At 53.9% G+C, this 18,296-nt stretch carries 17 protein-coding genes; 9 read left to right on the plus strand and 8 right to left on the minus strand.

Translation table 11 applies throughout. The annotated features are described in order from the left end of the window. Genes JZX89_RS25045 through JZX89_RS25060 form a run of 4 tightly spaced genes read right to left on the minus strand, consistent with a single transcriptional unit; the run spans position 1 to position 4,457 of the window. Positions 1-249: a hypothetical protein gene (locus JZX89_RS25045; protein WP_153517159.1), complete on the minus strand. Its 249-nt coding sequence runs from the start codon at positions 247-249 to the stop codon at positions 1-3. Then, a complete protein-coding gene (locus JZX89_RS25050) occupies positions 246-2,093 on the minus strand; it encodes a hypothetical protein (RefSeq protein ID WP_207135682.1) in 1,848 nt (615 codons plus the stop codon). Before JZX89_RS25050 ends, JZX89_RS25045 begins: the two co-directional genes overlap by 4 nt. Then, positions 2,090-3,445 carry a UDP-glucose dehydrogenase family protein gene (locus JZX89_RS25055; RefSeq protein WP_153517161.1) on the minus strand — a complete coding sequence of 452 codons (1,356 nt, stop codon included), beginning with the start codon at positions 3,443-3,445 and terminating at the stop codon, positions 2,090-2,092. The genes JZX89_RS25050 and JZX89_RS25055 overlap by 4 nt, the downstream gene beginning before the upstream one ends. 31 nt (positions 3,446-3,476) lie before the next feature. After that, positions 3,477-4,457 carry an NAD-dependent epimerase/dehydratase family protein gene (locus tag JZX89_RS25060; protein WP_153517162.1) on the minus strand — a complete coding sequence of 327 codons (981 nt, stop codon included), beginning with the start codon at positions 4,455-4,457 and terminating at the stop codon, positions 3,477-3,479. Positions 4,458-4,741: 284 nt separating this feature from the next. On the opposite strand from JZX89_RS25060, the gene JZX89_RS25065 reads away from it, so the two are divergent. The 5 genes from JZX89_RS25065 (at position 4,742) to JZX89_RS25085 (ending at position 10,676) form a co-directional block, all read left to right on the plus strand. After that, positions 4,742-6,172, plus strand: a complete 1,431-nt coding sequence (locus JZX89_RS25065) for a UbiA family prenyltransferase (RefSeq protein WP_207135683.1) — start codon at positions 4,742-4,744, stop codon at positions 6,170-6,172. After that, on the plus strand, positions 6,169-6,591 hold the full coding sequence (locus JZX89_RS25070; protein ID WP_207135684.1) for a GtrA family protein: 423 nt from the start codon (positions 6,169-6,171) through the stop codon (positions 6,589-6,591). The genes JZX89_RS25065 and JZX89_RS25070 overlap by 4 nt, the downstream gene beginning before the upstream one ends. Then, a complete protein-coding gene (locus JZX89_RS25075) occupies positions 6,588-7,913 on the plus strand; it encodes an FAD-binding oxidoreductase (protein ID WP_207135685.1) in 1,326 nt (441 codons plus the stop codon). Before JZX89_RS25070 ends, JZX89_RS25075 begins: the two co-directional genes overlap by 4 nt. Beyond that, positions 7,910-8,647 carry an SDR family oxidoreductase gene (locus tag JZX89_RS25080; protein WP_153517166.1) on the plus strand — a complete coding sequence of 246 codons (738 nt, stop codon included), beginning with the start codon at positions 7,910-7,912 and terminating at the stop codon, positions 8,645-8,647. Before JZX89_RS25075 ends, JZX89_RS25080 begins: the two co-directional genes overlap by 4 nt. A gap of 175 nt (positions 8,648-8,822) precedes the next feature. Next, on the plus strand, positions 8,823-10,676 hold the full coding sequence (locus tag JZX89_RS25085) for a glycosyltransferase family protein (protein ID WP_207135686.1): 1,854 nt from the start codon (positions 8,823-8,825) through the stop codon (positions 10,674-10,676). A 189-nt stretch (positions 10,677-10,865) separates the two neighbouring features. On the opposite strand, the gene JZX89_RS25090 is transcribed toward JZX89_RS25085, so the two are convergent. Next, entirely contained in the window at positions 10,866-12,152 is a 1,287-nt protein-coding gene (locus JZX89_RS25090; protein WP_207135687.1) for a glycosyltransferase family 4 protein, read from the minus strand. 179 nt (positions 12,153-12,331) lie between these two features. Then, positions 12,332-13,516, minus strand: a complete 1,185-nt coding sequence (locus JZX89_RS25095) for an AGE family epimerase/isomerase (protein WP_246746794.1) — start codon at positions 13,514-13,516, stop codon at positions 12,332-12,334. 350 nt (positions 13,517-13,866) lie between these two features. Between JZX89_RS25095 and JZX89_RS25100 the strand changes: the two genes are divergently transcribed. The 4 genes from JZX89_RS25100 (at position 13,867) to JZX89_RS25115 (ending at position 16,533) form a co-directional block, all read left to right on the plus strand. Then, the gene (locus JZX89_RS25100) at positions 13,867-14,664 is read left to right on the plus strand and encodes a 2-keto-4-pentenoate hydratase (protein WP_153516815.1); all 798 of its coding nucleotides are present in this window, start codon (positions 13,867-13,869) and stop codon (positions 14,662-14,664) included. A gap of 240 nt (positions 14,665-14,904) precedes the next feature. Then, the gene (locus tag JZX89_RS25105) at positions 14,905-15,504 is read left to right on the plus strand and encodes a superoxide dismutase (RefSeq protein ID WP_207135688.1); all 600 of its coding nucleotides are present in this window, start codon (positions 14,905-14,907) and stop codon (positions 15,502-15,504) included. 106 nt (positions 15,505-15,610) lie between these two features. Then, positions 15,611-15,946 (plus strand): ferredoxin FdxA, encoded by a 336-nt coding sequence (gene fdxA / locus JZX89_RS25110; RefSeq protein WP_207135689.1) that lies wholly within the window; start codon positions 15,611-15,613, stop codon positions 15,944-15,946. Positions 15,947-15,957: 11 nt separating this feature from the next. Continuing rightward, positions 15,958-16,533, plus strand: coding sequence for a flavin reductase family protein (locus tag JZX89_RS25115; protein WP_153516817.1), 576 nt, complete (start codon positions 15,958-15,960; stop codon positions 16,531-16,533). An 81-nt stretch (positions 16,534-16,614) separates the two neighbouring features. Here JZX89_RS25115 and JZX89_RS25120 read toward each other — a convergent pair whose 3' ends face one another. Together JZX89_RS25120 and JZX89_RS25125 are read right to left on the minus strand one after the other, a co-directional pair. Next, complete coding sequence (locus JZX89_RS25120; RefSeq protein ID WP_153516892.1) at positions 16,615-17,400, minus strand: inositol monophosphatase family protein; 786 nt, start codon at positions 17,398-17,400, stop codon at positions 16,615-16,617. Beyond that, positions 17,397-18,293, minus strand: coding sequence for a glycerophosphodiester phosphodiesterase family protein (locus JZX89_RS25125; protein WP_207135690.1), 897 nt, complete (start codon positions 18,291-18,293; stop codon positions 17,397-17,399). Before JZX89_RS25125 ends, JZX89_RS25120 begins: the two co-directional genes overlap by 4 nt. Positions 18,294-18,296 lie beyond the last annotated feature (3 nt).

Raw genomic sequence — 18,296 nt, forward strand, 5'->3', positions numbered from 1 at the left:
TTAGTTGAGACCCGCAGCAAACGTCACCGTTGCTTTTCGTTTCAAAGCAAGTGCGCTTAAGGTTCCTGTCTTAAACTCTGTATCCTTAAGAACAGAAGGCGGGAGTGGCAGGTTCCCGTTCTTCACCCGAGCAGCAACGTTGCGAATATCCTGCCCATCGGCATTCAATCTTTCGACTTCTGATACCAATGGATCACAACCAACCGCACGAAAACTCGCAAACCTATGGCGAAAAGCAGATAGCGTCATATCGACCAATCCTCAGCAAGTTTAGAGGTACGTTTAACTACGACATTTTCGAGTGTTATACGTGCCTTACCAGATGAGTGGAGGCGAATTTGTACGGGAAGCAATATGTCGCGAGGGGCAACATGCAACGATAGCTTGGCAGTTACCTTCCCTCGGAGAAGGTTTACTTTCTTTTCGTAAAGAACCTTGTCGCCTTGAAGCAGATCGAGGTTGAGCCTGCATTTCAACGGGTGATCCCATCGGCGCGATAGAGTCAAATCTATACGATAGTCACCGGGTGCCAAATGAGCGTAAGGCCCAAAAAAAATGTGCCCAACTTCACTGTTGGAGCGGATGACATCCTTCTCCCGAACACCTGCCGCACCGGCACGCATTTCTGGCGTCCAGTCGTCAACGTCCTTAAATATGGACTGAAGAAGATAACCGTGGCGAAGCCGCGCGGAAAAGGGCGTACGTCCGCACCCAACGAACCGCTGCATAATAGATTCAAAGCGATTATGAACCGCATTAATGCCAATGAAGCGTCTCGGCTCCCCCTTTTTTGCCAAATGCCGACGTTCATCAACTATCGCAGCAAAAAATCCGTTTAGAACTTCGGCAAGAGCCTCGCCTTCAGCCTTATCAGGAAGCCCGAAATTGATTACGAAAGCATCCGCCTGAGCAAGCGTGGCCGAATGCTCCGGGCCCGCTTGCCAAACTGTCACGCGATTAGAGAAACCAAGACTATCCCAACAACGGGTAAAAAGGTTGAACATGCGATCCAGAGGACCAATCCAGACGACCTGCGTGTTCCGTGGGGCATTCGCAAAAAGATCAACGAGAAACGGCAAGACGTGTTCTGGACTGCCGGTTTCATTGTCATAAGACTCTGCTCGATATCTTGCTTCCAGCGGACGAGTAAGCGGTGTCTCTATCGCTTCAGAAAGGGAAAGACGATAAGCCATATTGACGGTATTCGTCAGGCTGATTTCTTCCAGTTCTATTCCGTTGAGCCCCCAAACTTCCGCTTGATCGGGAATGTCAGGCCTCTTCACCCCGTCGATAAATTCTTCTGGATTATTCTCCACGCTTTTATGTGCGTGCATTGGTGTCGTCTGACGCGTGTGGTCGCAATGATAACCAAAAACTGCGGGTACAGCGTCGCTAACTTTTCCGTGAAGCATTACAAGGCGCTTAGAAATATTCGAGTCAACGTGCCAACCCAGGAGCATCCGCTCATCGAACCCATGGATGGCAAAAAGATCTTCGCGTCTCATGAGCTGGAAGTCACCCGGCGCATCATAAAGAATTGAATCAGCGCCGTAGACAATTTCATTGAGATGAAGGGTCTCTCCCATCGCGCGCGTTTCAGCAATAACTCCAGCCGGATCAAGCCGATCAAAGCTCTCCCACAGCGTCTCGGGTATCTCGAAACGAGGAGCGCAATAAAATCCGTCCTTCAGTCCGGCCAACTGTTCAGATAAGGACTGCGACCCGCGTGGTACAAAGATCATGTCCGTATTGGTCGACAATATCCAGCGGTTCGCAGGATTGGACCGCCTGACGGCAGCGTTACGTGAAATCGGCTCAAGAGCCTTCAGATGCGTACGAGACGCGAAGAACTGATTATGAACGCTTGGCCTTATGCGAATGATCCGCAAAAGGCGTTTCGCACGATCTGTCAGCGTGTCGCAGATCGCCTCCGGGAAGGTCGGAAAATCATCCGGCGTGTTGTAGTCGACGAAAAGAATTTCATCATTTTCGTCGGTCAGCACTTCCGCCATACAATTCAGGCTGAGAGCAGCCCTCTTGTGGAGGTTATAACCGTAACTGTCGTTCCTTCCATAGAGGACGATCGATATCATGACATTACCCGGTTATGTTTCGCTGCGGCGGCATCCGAGAGCCAATCGCCCATACCGGGTCTGATCAACGTTATGGCAGCCGAAAGCTTTGCAGCGTCGACTACTCGCCACGGATCAATAACCGCCTTCGGCCCAGCCGCCGCAATGTCGAGATTGCGGTAGACTTTCCAAGGCGTCACAATCGCGACCACATCTGCTCCCGCCATGGCGCTGTCCGCATCGACCTTAATCACGATCCCATCGGCGATCTGATCCGGAAGACTGACGAGCGCCTGCGGGTCCGTGATCCGCACACGATAGCCGATGCTGACCAGTTTGTGAGCGAGCGCTAATCCCTGGCTTTCCTCAATCACCGGCGTTTCCGGCTTGTAAGACAATCCGAGAATTGCAACCTGTGCTCCGGGATCAGCAGATGCCGCTATAGCCCTCACAAGACGTTCGGTCTGGTGATCATTGATGACATCCGTCGCTTCGGCGAGATCCGTGCGCGCGCCAAGGCTCCGTCCGAGCGCCGCGAATGCCTTGTTATCACGTGGGAAACAGGGACCACCATAACCGATGGCACCCTTGATGTATTTCTTCCCTATCCGGCTGTCGGCACCGAGAGCATCCGTCACAACATCCGCATCTGCACCGTCGAGGTGATCACACATGTCGGCGATCATATTCGCGTAGCTGATCTTTGTAGTCACGTAAGTATTAACGGCAATCTTGCAAAGTTCCGCATTGACCCAGTTCATTCGCTGGAACTCAGGATTGCTCTCTGTCGAGCCACGATAGACGCTTTCGAGCAAATCGCCCGATTTAGGGTCGCTTTCGCCGATAAGAATCATATCTGGATAAAGCATATCGCGGACCACAGTGCCGAGCGCTATGAATTCCGGATTATAACACAAACCAAGATCCGAGCCCACGGTTCGACCGGATGCGCGCTCAAGCGTCTGTCGCAGAATACCACCTGTAGAGCCAGGCATGACGGTGGAGGTGATAACGACATTGTGGTAGCCGCTCTTGTCGTGCAATGCCGCGCCGATGCTCTCCAGCGCAGAGATCACATAGTCATTGCGGAAAAAACGATCCGGTCCACTTGGGGTCGGAACGATGATGAAGGTCACGTCCGAGGAAAGCACCGCTTCGCGGATATCGGTCGTAGCGCGAATGCGCCCGCCGTGCTCCGTGATCAACTCCTGGAGTTGCGGCTCAGGAACCGGCGCCACACCACGATTGATTGAATCCACAAATGCGGAATTCAAATCCATACCAATGACGTCAAAGCCCTTTTTGGCAAAGACGGCAAGCATGGGCGCACCGAGTTTGCCCAGGCCTATAACAGAGAGTTTCGGCTTCATCATAATATCTCGCTACAGATCGGGCCGCCGGCCGTCACTTGTTTTTTCCACGTGCAAGCTCGGCCTGACGAGCAATCCAGGGATAGGTACGGGCCAGCCCCTGCTCAAGCGTAAGGCTTGGCTCCCATCCCAGCTTTTCTCGAATAAGGTCATTGTGGGAGTTACGACCACGTACACCTTGCGGGCCTGGAATATTGTGAATTTCGAGATCCTTGCCAGCCACTCGCATGGTGATCCTGGCGAGTTCGTTGATCGAAACCATCTCTTCAGAGCCAATATTCACCGGTCCGGCAAAGGTTTCACATCGCGTCAGCCGCAGAGTGGCCTCAAGGCACTCATCGACAAAGAGAAACGACCGCGTCTGCAGACCATCGCCCCAGATCTCGATCGCTCCACCGGCTTCAGCCTCCGCGACTTTACGGCAGAGTGCTGCCGGCGCCTTCTCGCGTCCTCCAACCCAGGACCCTTCCGGGCCAAAGATGTTATGATAACGCGCAACACGGCATTCCATCCCGTGATTGCGATTATAAGCAAGATAAAGACGTTCGGAAAACAGCTTTTCCCAGCCATATTCGCTGTCCGGATTTGCCGGATAAGCGCTGTCTTCCCGCGTTACGGGAGCACTCGGGTCGGTCTGGTTATGCTCGGGATACATACAGGCTGAAGAGCTGTAAAATACCCGCTTTATGTTGCGACGGTAGCAGGCATCCAAAACGTTGAGATTGATGGTGGCCGAATTGTGCATGATATCAGCATCATTCTCACCCGTAAAAATATACCCCGCACCGCCCATATCGGCGGCGAGCTGATATACCTCATCGAACCTGCGATCAATTACTGCTCGACAGTTAGCCTGCTCCCGCAAGTCTGCGATAACGAAATCGTCAGCCTCAGTTGCAGCGTATTCTGGGAACTTGAGGTCGACGCCTCTCACCCAGAAACCTTCGCGTTTCAGGCGCTTGACCAGATGTGCGCCAATAAATCCACCTGCTCCGCAGACGAGTGCCGTTTTCATGTGTCTCTTCCCAACAAGCAAAATCCGCAATTATGCGCCCGCAGCAGCTATCAGATTATGTTGGAAGTTTTCAATAGCTTTCGAATTATTTCCGATCTTTTCAAAATGTTTCTGCGCTAACCGGTCATCAATCGATTGCGTGACCGAGCCCTATACGTTAGGACGCCCTAAAAAAGGATAACGAGGCTCTCTGGCGTCCGCGGCGGAGTAACCGCTTGATAGCGCCCTTACATATCCGGGCTCCGCCACAACAAAAAAACGCATGACGAAAGAGCGATGAACCGTTGAATTTCGATACCCGAAAAATGCTGGTCGTTGACTTGGACGGAACCCTTCTCCGCACCGACATGCTATACGAAAATTTCTGGTCAGCCTTTGGCTCGAATTGGCGCTGTCTTTTCAGTGCAGTTTCAGCGCTGTCACATGGGCGCGCTCACTTGAAACGTCACCTCGCCCGCGCGGCAACCGTAGATGCAAGTGTGCTTCCTTATAACGATAAAGTACTGGCTTATATCGAGGAATGGCGAAGCGCCGGTGGTCGTGCCGTTCTTGTTACAGCCTCTGATCAGCAAGTCGCACAAGCAATAGCGGATCATCTCGGTATCTTTGATGAGGTACACGGCTCCGACGGCACACGTAATCTGAAAGGTGCAACTAAAGCTGCGTTTTTGCAAGAGCGCTTCGGAGAAAGTGGCTTTTTTTACATGGGGGACACCGCGGCCGATTTGCCCGTGTGGGAACGTGCGGAAAAAGCAATCACAGTCGATGTACCAAGAAAAGTGCGCGCGAAAGTCGAAGCACTTTGCGACACCGTGGAACACCTTCAGAGCGAAAAAGATTCTATAAAACCATATATCAAGGCACTCAGGCCTCACCAATGGTTAAAGAATCTCCTTGTATTCGTACCGATGCTTGCCGCACATCAGATAGATGGAGCAACCGTCGTCGCGTCGATAGCGGCATTTGTGTGCTTCAGCCTGATAGCTTCAGGCGTATATGTCTTGAACGATCTGCTCGATCTTTCTGCAGACAGAGCGCACCCGCGAAAACGAAAACGGCCGTTTGCCGCAGGCACCGTTCCCATCACACATGGCACCTTAATGGCGGGAACGCTTGTAGGTCTCGGTTCTTTTTTCGCGTTTTTTATAAGCTGGAAATTTCTGGTAGTCATGATCGGCTACTATCTGTTGACGACCGCTTATTCGCTCTATCTCAAGAGGTTGATTGTCGTTGATATCTGCATGCTCGCTGCACTTTATACGATAAGGATTTTTGCCGGTTCCGTGGCGACGTCGATTGGCATATCAATCTGGCTGCTAGCGTTCTCCGTTTTCTTTTTCTTATCGCTAGCAGCCATCAAAAGGCAGGCTGAGTTAATCGACAGCGCAGAGCGGGGAAATTTGAAACCAAGCGGCAGGGGTTATCATGTCGATGACTTGCCTATAATTTCAATGATCGCGATCGCTGCTGGCTACGTCTCCGTGCTCGTGATGACGCTTTATGTCAATTCCCCTGCAGTGATGGAGCTTTATGCACGCCCGGAGGCGCTTTGGGGGGTCTGTGCGATTCTCCTTTACTGGATCACCCGCGCTGTCATGATCGCGCACCGCGGTTTGATGCATGACGATCCGGTCGTGTACGCAGCTAAAGATGGCACCAGTCAAATATGTGCATTGATAATCTTGGCCTTCACACTGGGAAGTGCACTATTATGACACCAGGCACGCTGACTTTTAGGTATGCTATATTCGCTGCCGTAGCGACTTTTGCAAACCTGGCCACGCAACGGATTGTTCTTCAGACTGGAAGCACCGGTACCCACTTTATTGCCGCCATAGGAATGGGAACGCTTGTAGGTCTCGTCATAAAATATGCACTCGACAAGCGATGGATTTTCTATGACCAAGATATGGGAGTGAAAAACAACACCCGAAAATTCACGCTATACACAGTAATGGGCATTCTAACCACTCTGATATTCTGGGGAGCCGAGACCACGTTTTGGCAAATCTGGCAAACCGATCTTATGCGGGAAATCGGCGCCATTATCGGGTTGGCGATGGGATATGTCGTTAAGTACAATCTCGACAAGCGGTTTGTCTTTAACGACAAACGCGGAGAGCTCGCGTTATGAAAATATCTGGCTGGGGTCGATACCCTTCGATAGAGACCCAACTTTATTTTCCGCGCGATGTGGAAACACTGTGCGATTTGGTGAACTCCAAGCATAGTGTAATAGCCCGTGGCAATGGCCGTGCCTATGGCGATAGTGCGATTAATCCATTCAGCACTATTTCAATGAAATATTTCAATCGCATGCTCTCTTTCGAAAAGCAGACTGGTCAGCTTGTCGCGGAATCTGGAGTACTGCTGGGCGACATCATCAAGGCATTTCTACCTAGTGGTTGGTTCCCCATGGTCACGCCGGGAACGAAATTCGTTACTCTAGGTGGCATGATTGCTGCGGATGTCCATGGTAAAAACCACCATAAAGAGGGCAGTTTTAGAACATGTGTCGACTGGATAGATGTCCTGGACTTCAAAGGAGAGACTATCCGATGCTCCCACAAGACGAATATTAATCTCTTCGAACATACATTGGGCGGCATGGGTCTGACCGGGATCATTCTACGCGCGGCGTTCCGCCTCAGACGCGTCGAGACTTCGTGGATCCGGCAAACAACTGTCCCGGCTCCGAACCTGCGGACAGCAATTGAAATCTTCGAAAAATACAAGGACGCGACGTACTCAGTCGCCTGGATCGATTGCCTCGGGCGTGGAAAGGATTTAGGGCGTTCTCTAATCATGTTAGGCGAACATGCCTCGATATCCGATCTCCCAGCGAGACATGCCAACGAACCGTTCGGGCAGCCTGATAAACGGGTAGTCAGATTACCTATCACTTTGCCATCCGGTATTTTGAATCGAATAACCGTAAGCCTGTTCAACAAGCTATACTACAAAAAAGGGGTCAGCAAAACTGGAGAGCATCTCGTTGATTGCGATTCATATTTCTACCCGTTAGATTCGGTACTGGGCTGGAACCGGATATATGGTCGAAGCGGGTTTGCGCAATTTCAGTGTGTACTGCCGCTTGATCGTTCAGAAAAAGGAATTTCGGCCCTGCTTGAGGCTATTTCCCTTGCCGGAGCTGGCTCTTTTCTGGCCGTTCTTAAAAGACTTGGCCCGCAGGACAGCAAATTTTCCTTTCCCATGGAAGGCTACACTCTTGCGCTTGATTTCCCAATCTCAAGGAAAACCCTTCGTTTACTGAACCATCTGGACGAAATTGCCGTCGAGAATGGCGGGCGCTTTTACTTGGCGAAAGACAGCCGTATGTCCGCTCGCACGTTACGGGCCTCAGATCCACGCGTAGAAAAATTCATACATTCTCGGGACGAAAATGGCTGGAAAAGCCGCTTTATTTCGTCTCAGGCAGAAAGGCTCTCAATATGACGAAACCGGCTGTCCTTATTATTGGTGCTCGGTCGGACATTGGCAACGCTGTAGCCCGTAAATTTGCCGCAGAAGGATACGCTATCCAACTGGCAGCGCGCAATTCGGAAGGTCTCGACATCGAGAAACGTGATATCGAACTCCGTTACGGTGTCGAGGTCACATTGCATGAATTTGATGCACTCTCGATTGATACACACGAAGAATTCCTGAACAACCTTCCCCGTCTGCCCGAAATTGCAATCTCCACCATCGGGCTGATGGGTCGACAGGAGGAAAGCGAACGCAATCCTATTGCCGCGAGCCAAGTTATGCGCAGTAATTATGAAGGCCCAGCAAGTATCCTGGCACTTCTCGCCAATCGCTTCGAACAACGGGCATCGGGTACGCTTGTCGGGATCAGTTCCGTTGCCGGCGAGCGCGGCCGCGCAACTAATTACGTCTACGGTTCCGCCAAAGCTGCTTTTACCGCATTTCTCTCTGGCCTACGCAACCGCCTCGCGAAGCGCGGTGTCCATGTGGTTACAGTTTTACCGGGGTTTGTTGCAACCAAAATGACAGAGGGGATGGATTTACCGGCGGCACTGACAGCCGACCCAAAAGAGGTTGCGGTTGCGATTGAACGCGCCGTTCTACGCAAAAGAAACATCGTCTATGTACGTCCTGTCTGGCAGTTGATCATGTTGATCATTCGAAATATTCCGGAGCGCTTCTTTAAAGTGATGAAAATATAAAGATTTTATATTTTTCCGCTTCTGCGTGAAGAAACGTGCCTGATCGTGATCACGCCGATACCGGCGCAGCACTTGCATAGTAATTTAAGAGATCGTCGCGAAAACGGCGACAGAGAAGCAACAAATGGGAATGATTTGCCAGACACTTGAACCGACAGCGCCGAGGCTCGCACTAGTGAAGGAAAGCATAGCTGTGCTCCTATCCTTTCTGGTGCCGTTTCTAGCCGGTTTCAGCTTTGTGATGAACCATTTCTATGTGTCGGGTGGCTATCTACACGATAGCGGCTGGTTTGCGGCGCTGATGTGGCGCCCACAGGATTTCAACCTGACCAACCCATCCGTTATCGACAACAATCTTTTCTATAGCACACATCTGTCGCCAATCCTTTACGCCACTGGCCTGCTAAGCTTTTTCTGGCCATGGGGACCGATAACATGGTTTGCCAGCTTCCAGGGCGTAGTTCTCGGGGGCAGCGGTTTATTGGCGTGGATTGCTCTGCGCAGAATACCCTGCTTTGCAGAAAGACCGCTTTGGCAGGCCCTTCTGGCGTTGGCTTTTGCCTTCAACGGTCTGGCCATGTTTATCCTGGCATACCCCCATATCGAAGCGTTGGGTGCGCTAATGGTCTGCGCCTGCCTCGCCGCCTTCTTTAGCGGCAAACGGCGATTGGCGGCATTGTTTTTAATACTGGCGCTTTCGGTGCGCGAGGATATGGGCTTCCATATCGTTGCGCCGCTCGGACTGTTATGGGTCTGGACCATGTGGAGCAGCCGTCGTGTGACAGCTGGGAGCAATATACTGACGCTGCTACTGCCGGCCTTCTGTCTGTCGCTGGCAGCCGTGCTGATCCGCAGTTCGCTGTTTCCAGCTGATGGCGCCTTTACTCGCATCTACACTGGTGTCCCTCCTTATGCGCACCTGACGTGGTCACTGATGCAGGAGCGGCTCGCCATCTTGTTTACGCAGCGCCTCTATCTCGTGCTGCCCGCCGCAATTGCTTTGCTGGCGACGATCATTTGGCGCAATCCCATACCTTTTTTCGGCTTCCTGGCTTATATTCCATGGTCACTCCTCAACTTCACCGCCTTGAGTGATGCTGCCGGCCAAATGGACGTGTATTATCCCTTTCCCTTTCAGATCGCTATTTTCTGGTTTCTATGGTGGAGCGTAGCGCCGCAGATATCACATCTTAAGGAACCTCGTACGCTCCGGCGACAGGCGGGCATACAGATATTGCTTCCAATATTTATAATCGCCGGTATTTCCATCAGTTTTCCTTGGAGTACCCTTCTACCGGCCTGGAACAGCAATGTGGTGAGAGACACCGACAGGGCAGCGGACAATATAGAGCAAAACCGACATTTCTTGGGACGCATCAAGGCTGACCCGGCACTGCTTTCACTGCGTCCGCGCGCCTTTCTGCAAGAAGACGACCTCGATAATCCAAATAGCGATAACGGCCCACCCGAAACACTGGTTTGGCATACTAACAGTATCAGCCTTGCCAACGTACGCCAGCAATTGGCAAATTTCGAGGCCGATTCGCTGTATCGGATTGCTGGTACTCCATTCTATCTCGCTTCACACCTGCCGCGTGCGCAACTCGAAAATGCCGGTCTCGCCCTGTTGCCCGTGATCGACAGCAACCTGCTGCCGGAAATGAGAACACGGTACGGTCAGGTGAATACCTCTATTCTCGATCTGGCCGGTACTGGCGGTAAACACAAACTCTATGGTCCCGGCATGGTGCTGCCGCCGGGAAAATACCGCGTTGAAATAGACGCACGAATTTTCGACGAGCGCGCGGACGAAGCCACAATTGAGGTATATAATACCGTAACCGGTCCAGCCACATCCACGCTCCTGCAACGCGGGTTAAGCGGAAAGACCGCTACGACCAGCCTCGAATTCACTATCGGGCAGCAGGAGCTTGGCAACTGGGAATTTCGCATTGCCGGCAATAACCTGCACGGCATCCGTATTACTGGTGTCCGGCTCCACTCGACGGGTCAAGACGGCAGGAATTGACCTGCAACTGAGACTTTCCTCGTGAATGGAGAAATTGCGGCAATCCCGTCGCCACCCATCAAGACATCAGGTGGCGGGGTTTTCTGCATCAAAACGCACGGCAAATGCAGGCAGGTATAGTACACCTCGCCGCGTCACAAAGCGTTGTGAAAACCTCGTGTCACGTCACCTGCAACAACCGTGGTCGTTTCAGCGTTCAACATCTTTAAGTCTGCCAAGCACAGATAAAAGCAAATCCGTTGACCTTGCCCAATTGAACTGGCGCCGAAGTTCACTTGCTACTTGACTTCTAACGTCCATGTCCGGTGGGAAATTAGCCAATTGATGCATGGCATTCGCCCAATCCTGCGGTTTATCCGGATCACAAAAAACCACCACGCCAGGCAGTAACTCTGTCATGGCAGGTCTCGTGCTGCATATGCAGGGAACTTCAAGCATCAACGCCTCTAACGGAGGCAAACCAAAGCCTTCATATAGACTGGGGAAAAGTAATCCTCTGGATCGTTTTAATACTCTCGCCAACTGCCCGTCTGTCAGGCGACCGACTGGATGTATCTTTCCCGCGCTACTGGAGGTCAACTCCGCAGAAAACCCTTTTGGTGATTTTCCAACAACGACCAAATGATAGTCATCTGCGTTGCTGTAGCCCATCGCCTTGATCACGACGTCGATATTCTTATGGTAATCGTTGGAACCTATACAGACGAAATAAGGAGCGTCGGGTGTGAGAAAATCCACACTTTTGTCTTCCTCCCAGTCCAGAACATCGACACCATTATAAACGACGTGAATCTTTTCTTTCGGGATACCAATAATCCGCGAGATATCGTCCGAACTGCTTTCACTAACGGTTACAATAAGGTCGGCGTTTCTGATTGTATGAATGTATCTCTGCTTCCATTCGCCGACAGTTGATTTGTGGAATATGTCCTCAAACAGCAAAGGAATAACGTCGTGCACCATAACAACAGAGCGAGGAGGCAGCTCTGAGGGACACCAATGAACAGAAGGGAAAAAATGAATAGGCTTTTCGCAGGCTGATCCAACCGTGAGGGTCGCGAGCGCCTCTCGCCTTATTAGTTCCTTCAATATCTCACGAGCAACTCTGCCAACACCTCGCCTGTCAACTAAAGTTCCGGTACTATATTGGATGTTGAGACCCTGAACATATAAGGGAAAATATTCGGGACAATCGAAAGCTTCCCGCGACTTCGAGACCGTTCCCTGTTTTGAAAACCGCTTCCGTAACGCTCTTCGTATCAGACGCTCAGGATTAAGCGAACGGAGTGTCGCGCGGAAGCCACCTCTATCATTTTTCACTTTTCCATCGCCAACCCGATCTCCATTCAATTGTGTTGACATGACATCCTTTGCAACACGATTGACCACCTCCTGAGCATATTTTGAAGCTAACAGGGAGTTGAGTTCTTTAGCAATCTTCAGCTCATCTTCGTGGTTCAGCAGATCAAGGGCCATTACGTGCCTTTCGAAAGAGTGACCATAGTTTGATGCCCCACCTTGTCTTTTTAACTGGCTGACAGAGCAAAAGCACTATCCCATTTTAAACATGGGAATAAAAAAACTGGAAAATGAACCGAGCCAATTCAGAAAGCAGTCCCTGCTATTCCTCTTCGACGACTAGCATCATTTTCAATTCATCCGCTGACCGCCAGCACGGTCTCGGCCTCATAGATGGCGCAGACGATGTGATAGAACGTGCTGGCTGGCGCCGGTTCGTCGAGCATCGGCCTGTCGGCCGGCCATTTGTCGAACCACAATCCCCTGACCGGTGTGTCGAGGAAGGGTTGCAGCGCGCCGATGGCCCGCAGACCCGATGCGAGGTAACGCTGCCGTTCCTCGCCAGACGTGACGCTGGCAAGGCGCACCGCCGCCTTCAGCCATTCCGTCTGCGGCCACAGCCGCGCCAAGGCGTCATGCACTGAAAAATCGTCGTAAAGGCTCATGACCGCCACCTTGCGCCGCGGGCAGATGCCGTGCTCTTCGCCGATCTCGAACATGCGTTTGGCTTTTTCGATCGCCGCGCCGTTCTTGCGCAGGCTTCCCCAGCGCACCAGCAGCCACGCCCACTCGAACTGGTGGCCCGGCTCCATGATCCGACCCTTGTCGCTCTTGTGCGGCGTCCAGTCATGCTCGAAGAATTCTCGCAAGCCGCCATTGCCGCCATCGATGAAGCGCGTAAGCGCCAGATCGGCGATCTCGTCGGCCAAAGCCGCCCACGGGCCTTCCGGGTCCTGCACCTCCCAGGCCAGCATCGCCTCGAACAGATGCATATGCGGATTGGAGCAGAGCGGCGTGCGCGGCGGGTTTTCCTCCTCGAAACCGGCGACGGGATGTTTGTAGTCGCGCTTGAGGATGGCAAGAATATCCAGCGCCCGGCCGCGCATCTCGTCCTTGCGCTCGGGCAGGCTTGCGGCGGTCTGTGCGGCGGCGAAAAGCGCAAAGGCCTGATTGTAGAGATCGAAAGACGGATCGATGAGTTTTCCGGTCTGGTCGGCAAGGTTGCCGTAAAGGCCGTTATCGAGGCGATAGACCTTTTCGAACCAGCTCAAGCCGTGCAAGAGCGCGTCTTTCCACTGTCCCTGCCAGCCATGCTGGCCGGCAGCGGCGAAACAATAGGCCTGACGTGGCTGAACGCGGGCGCGGCGGTCATCGGAAAAAACCGGTTTCGCATCCTGGCCGAGGCGCTCGTAAAAGCCGCCATCCGGACGGGCGGAACCCGCCTCCCACCACAAAGGCAGGGCATCCTCATCCAGCCATTTCCGTAATGTTCCGACCTCTTCGGCAAGCGCCTGAGCGGCACTCGGAAATTGCACTGTCATACGTCAACTCTCTGTTTTACGTCGTATTGGAGGGGAGCCATACGCTAGCAGAACCTAGAAACAAAGACATCAACTGACGTTTTGAAATAGTCTCAACAGATCGTACACCAAAAACAACAGCAAAATTCCGTCCCACCACCCGCAAAACCCGGTTTGACTGACCACACTTTATCACTCGCGGCAGCACCAACAGCCGCAGGTCTGGAACGTTCCTGCTTCACCCTTAGGATGAACTCCCGGATTTTCCGAAAGGTTGGAAACGTCGCCAAACTTGGCATCAATGGCCTTGGCAAGCAGCGCGAAATCATGACAGCATTCGGTGTATGAACGCAAAGGGGATGATGACGGGAATGACGGCGATCGAAGAACTGGCCCGAAGATTTGTGCAGGCAGATCTTGGCGGCGCGAAAGTTCCTTTTGTGCAGCTAGAGGCGGATGGGCTCGTTCCTGAGGACTTCGAGACGGCAATGGCCGTTCAGCGTATATTCGCCGAGCTTATCGGGAAGCCGGTGAGAGGCTGGAAACTGGCGATCCGGCCGGATGGCCAGGCCGCCGGCGCGCCGATGCTGGATTGCCACCGGGCCGATGGTGACAATCTCGCTGTTTTCCCAAACGAAGGGACGGAAGGCATTGAGGTCGAAATCTGCTTTACCCTCGCCTCAGACATTCCCGCTGTGGGTGAGGTTCCCTTCACCAGAGGCGATTTGATACGGTATATCGACAAGGTCCATCTCGGTGCCGAGTTGCTCCGTTATCGACTGGCGGAAAAAAACCAGGTGCCTTTCCCGCTGTTTCTCGCCGACCGCCTGGCCAATCACGGCTTCGCCATTGGTCCCGAAATAGATCGGCGCATTTTGGAGGTCTTCGCCGGAAGCGACATGGACCTGTTGCATCTGATCGTGACTGAGGGTCCTGTCCATCTGTTCAATGCCACGGCAAAACATCCCAACGGGGATGTTCTTGCTCCCCTTCTTGCCTTTGCAAATGCTCCCATCAACAAGAGCGGCACGCTAATGGCAGGGCAAGTGGTGACGACAGGCAGCCTCTGCGGCGCGATAAGCAGTTCTCTTGCCGCCGATACGCATATTAAAATGGAATCAGTTGGGGCGTTTACACTTGCGGGTCATCGGCCGTTAGCTCTTCGGTAATCACGCGGCCGCACCTCTTCATTCACGCCGATCCTGCTTCATGCACCTTGTGTGATATGTCTCGGCAAGACGACAACACCGGTCTCTTTCGCAAGCTCGCCGATCGGCATTTTGTCTCCAATCGTCTGCCTTTAAAAACCGCTTGACCTCAACCATGGTTGAGCCCCTAGAAGTATTGTCACCTTGTTTCCACAAGGCTCATTTCATGCTCTTGAGCGAACAGTTGACAAAGGATACTCCATGGCTTTCCAGCTTCCCGACCTCCCCTATGCCCATGATGCGCTCGCTTCATCGGGCATGTCCGAAGAGACGCTGAAGTTTCATCACGATCTTCACCACAAGGCCTATGTCGATAATCTCAACAAGGCGATATCGGGCACCGAATGGGAAAAAAGCAGCCTCGAGGACATCGTCCGTGGCACCTATGACAAAGCCGCTATCGCGCAGTCCGGCATATTCAACAATGCTTCCCAGCATTGGAACCACAATCTCTTCTGGGAGATCATGGGACCGGGAAATCATACCATCCCAAAGGCGCTGGAAGATGCGCTGACGCAATCCTTCGGCTCGGTATCGCTGTTCAAGCAAAATTTCGCCCTCGCCGGTGCATCGCAGTTCGGCTCGGGCTGGGCGTGGCTGGTGGTGGATACCGACGGCATGCTGAAGATCACCCGCACGGAGAACGGCGTCAATCCGCTGTGCTTCGGGCAGAAGGCGCTTCTCGGCTGCGATGTGTGGGAGCACAGCTATTACATCGATTTCCGCAACAAGCGTCCGGCCTATATCGAGAACTTCCTCGATCATCTGGTGAACTGGCAGGCCGTAGCCACGCGTCTCTGATTTGAGCCCCACCGACCCGGCCTGTGCCGCGGCCCCCCGTGCGGCTGGCCGGGTCAGGCGCAGCCGGACAGCCGCCGTCCGGCTGCAACTCCATTCGAGCGTTTCAATGCCCTATGTCGTCACCGAAAACTGCATCGCCTGCAAATATATGGATTGCGTGGAAGTCTGCCCGGTCGAATGTTTCTACGAAGGCCAGAACATGCTCGTCATCCATCCCGACCAATGTATCGACTGCGGCATCTGCGAGCGGGAATGTCCCGCAGCAGCGATCAGACCGGATACCGAAGCCGGGCTGCATGTCTGGCTCGACCTCAACCGCCATTATTCCGGCATCTGGCCGCGCGTGCACCAGAAAAGACCGCCGCCTGATAATGCCGACTTCATGAATGGTGCTGCGGCCAAGTTTTCCATTTTTTCCAAGAACCCGGGAGCGGGCGGTTAGCCCGGCACTGCATGTCTCATAATCTCAGGCTGATCGATGGTAGCGTGATAAGCCATACGCATATTCCGCTCAAAGGCACCGTTTCACCGACGATTTCCCCGCGTGAATTCAAGGACGCAATGGCCGGTCTGGCCTTTACTGTGGCTTTGGCCACAGCCTCCCACGCCGGAGAAAGGGTCGGACGAACGATCACTTCCTTCATGCCGCTCAGCGCCGAGCCGCCGCTTCTGATGATCTCCATCGACGCCAGCAGCCGCATGGTCGATCTCATCGCTGCAAGCCGGCGCTTCTCCATCGAAGCACTTGCCAGAGGACAGGAGGAAATTGCCGACGTGTTTGCTGGAAAAGGCAACCTGCCGGACCGGTTTTCCATCGGCGACTGGGATGTCTGGCCTTCGGGAAACCCAAAGCTTGCCAAGGCGCTGTTATCCCTGGATTGCGAACTCGTCGGCTCCATCGATGCCGCAGACCATATCCTGTTCGTCGGCGCCATCATCGAAGCGACGTCTGATCCGCTGCGCGAGGCCCTGCTGTGGAGCGGACGCGGCTATACCGGCACGAATGGACGTAGTTCTGTTATTGCGTGAGGCTGGGTCCAAACCGCCCGGAAAGACGAACAAGGAGCGCGGGTGTCTGGGCAACACCCGGCAATTACCTTCCAAAGAAATTTATGACGGTTCCGCCGGCACTTTCTCCGCAATCTCCGGCCAGAGCCCCTCCGTCACCGCCATCAGCGCCGGCGTTGCGGCGGCAACCCAGGGGATGCCGCTGCCGGGGCGCGTTCCGATACGGACATCGAGACCCGCTTCCCTTGCGAGAACGACGCCGCCGGCGATGTCCCACATGGTCGTCAGCTTCTGCAGATGGCCGTCGAAGATGCCTCGTGCGGCAAAGGCAAGGCCGATCGATGTCGAGCGGATGGATTCCACCACCCAGCCGGCATGTCTCAACCCGACAGTGAGGGCCGCCACTTCTTCCGCGTCGGCGGCCGCACTGTCGCCGAGCGACATGACCTGCACCTCCTCGAAAGGCACATGCCGGGCAAGCGGTTTGCCGTTCAGCATCAGACCCGTCCCATCCGCCGCCGCATAGATATCCTTGAACACTGGCATGGCGACGACGCCGAGTTCCGGCCGGCCGTTGCGCACGAAACCGAGCGATATGCCCCACAGCGGCGAACCGCGCAGAAAATTGGCAGTGCCGTCAATGGGATCGATGATCCAGTAGGCGTCGTCGGCCACGCCGCCCATTTCTTCTCCCAGCACGGTTTCGTCGGGAAACGCCACCACCAGACGGTCGCGCACCAGCCTTTCGACTGTGGTATCGGCTTCCGAGACGAAATCCTGAAAGCCCTTCGTCCGGGTGGCGATGGTGTCGCGCGCCTCGAAAAAGCGAAGGGCAAGGCCCATCGCTTCCTCGATGATGGCGACGGCGCGGTCGAGACGCTCGTTCATCGTGTCCACGCCCTGCCCGTCTCACCGGCGCCCGTCTTCAACCAGTTGGTAAAAGCTTCGACTTCATCGGTCTGGATCGCGCCGACGCCAGCCCCGGCAAGAGCACCCCAGACGGATTCGGGATTTGAAAGCGCGCGCGTATCGTTGAAATGAAGGCAATGGGAAACGTCGAGCGAGTTGATCCACAGGCGGATATTCTGGCGCTCCATCTCGTCCTGGCCTTCGGCCAGATCAGCGATATCGCTAAATTTCACTTCGATCATCGGCGCCTTCAACGCTTCGATCCGACGCAGATCCTCGGCAAACTTGCCTTTTCTCACCCGGAACATCGGCATATGCGGGATCTTGCCGAACCAGTCGGTGTCCAGCACCTCGAAACGTTCGGCCTCAGGATCAATGTCGGTCTTGACCAGAACCTGATCCTCGACGCCGAGCCGCAGCACGGTTTCCATGACCTGCGGCAGATCGCGGGTGAATTTTGTGTCGATATTAACGGTGATCTTGCCACGCGCCTCTTCCAGCAATTCTTCCAGCGTCGGCACACATTCATCGGTCACAGTAGCCGCATCGCCACCCGCACCGGCCTTCAGCCTGGCAGCGCGAACCACCTCGAAAGGCAGCTCACTCACGGTCCCCTTCCCCGTCGTCGTACGGTCGAGCGTTTCGTCATGAATGACGACCAACCGGCCGTCGGCCGTCGCCTGCGTATCGATCTCGATCATCTCAACGCCGGCCGCAACCGCCGCGCGGACGGAGGCCAGCGAGTTTTCGGCAGTGGCGGTCCAAAAGCCGCGATGAGCGATGGTCAGTATGGCCGGATTGTCGCGCGAGCAAAGCGCAAGGACATTGCAGGAGCTGGAGGCATTTCGGGAGGCTGTGAGGGTTTGGTGCATGGT

Source organism: Agrobacterium burrii, assembly GCF_017313405.1.
In the GTDB taxonomy this organism is placed as follows: Bacteria; Pseudomonadota; Alphaproteobacteria; order Rhizobiales; family Rhizobiaceae; genus Agrobacterium; species Agrobacterium burrii.

Coding starts and splice junctions, on each gene's coding strand:
- JZX89_RS25045 (WP_153517159.1), bottom strand. CDS start 249: ATGACGCTATCTGCTTTTCGCCATAGGTTTGCGAGTTTTCGTGCGGTT.
- JZX89_RS25055 (WP_153517161.1), bottom strand. CDS start 3,445: ATGATGAAGCCGAAACTCTCTGTTATAGGCCTGGGCAAACTCGGTGCG.
- JZX89_RS25050 (WP_207135682.1), bottom strand. CDS start 2,093: ATGATATCGATCGTCCTCTATGGAAGGAACGACAGTTACGGTTATAAC.
- JZX89_RS25120 (WP_153516892.1), bottom strand. CDS start 17,400: ATGAACGAGCGTCTCGACCGCGCCGTCGCCATCATCGAGGAAGCGATG.
- JZX89_RS25070 (WP_207135684.1), top strand. CDS start 6,169: ATGACACCAGGCACGCTGACTTTTAGGTATGCTATATTCGCTGCCGTA.
- JZX89_RS25080 (WP_153517166.1), top strand. CDS start 7,910: ATGACGAAACCGGCTGTCCTTATTATTGGTGCTCGGTCGGACATTGGC.
- JZX89_RS25090 (WP_207135687.1), bottom strand. CDS start 12,152: ATGGCCCTTGATCTGCTGAACCACGAAGATGAGCTGAAGATTGCTAAA.
- JZX89_RS25100 (WP_153516815.1), top strand. CDS start 13,867: ATGACGGCGATCGAAGAACTGGCCCGAAGATTTGTGCAGGCAGATCTT.
- JZX89_RS25115 (WP_153516817.1), top strand. CDS start 15,958: ATGTCTCATAATCTCAGGCTGATCGATGGTAGCGTGATAAGCCATACG.
- JZX89_RS25095 (WP_246746794.1), bottom strand. CDS start 13,516: ATGACAGTGCAATTTCCGAGTGCCGCTCAGGCGCTTGCCGAAGAGGTC.
- JZX89_RS25075 (WP_207135685.1), top strand. CDS start 6,588: ATGAAAATATCTGGCTGGGGTCGATACCCTTCGATAGAGACCCAACTT.
- JZX89_RS25060 (WP_153517162.1), bottom strand. CDS start 4,457: ATGAAAACGGCACTCGTCTGCGGAGCAGGTGGATTTATTGGCGCACAT.
- JZX89_RS25105 (WP_207135688.1), top strand. CDS start 14,905: ATGGCTTTCCAGCTTCCCGACCTCCCCTATGCCCATGATGCGCTCGCT.
- fdxA (WP_207135689.1), top strand. CDS start 15,611: ATGCCCTATGTCGTCACCGAAAACTGCATCGCCTGCAAATATATGGAT.
- JZX89_RS25125 (WP_207135690.1), bottom strand. CDS start 18,293: ATGCACCAAACCCTCACAGCCTCCCGAAATGCCTCCAGCTCCTGCAAT.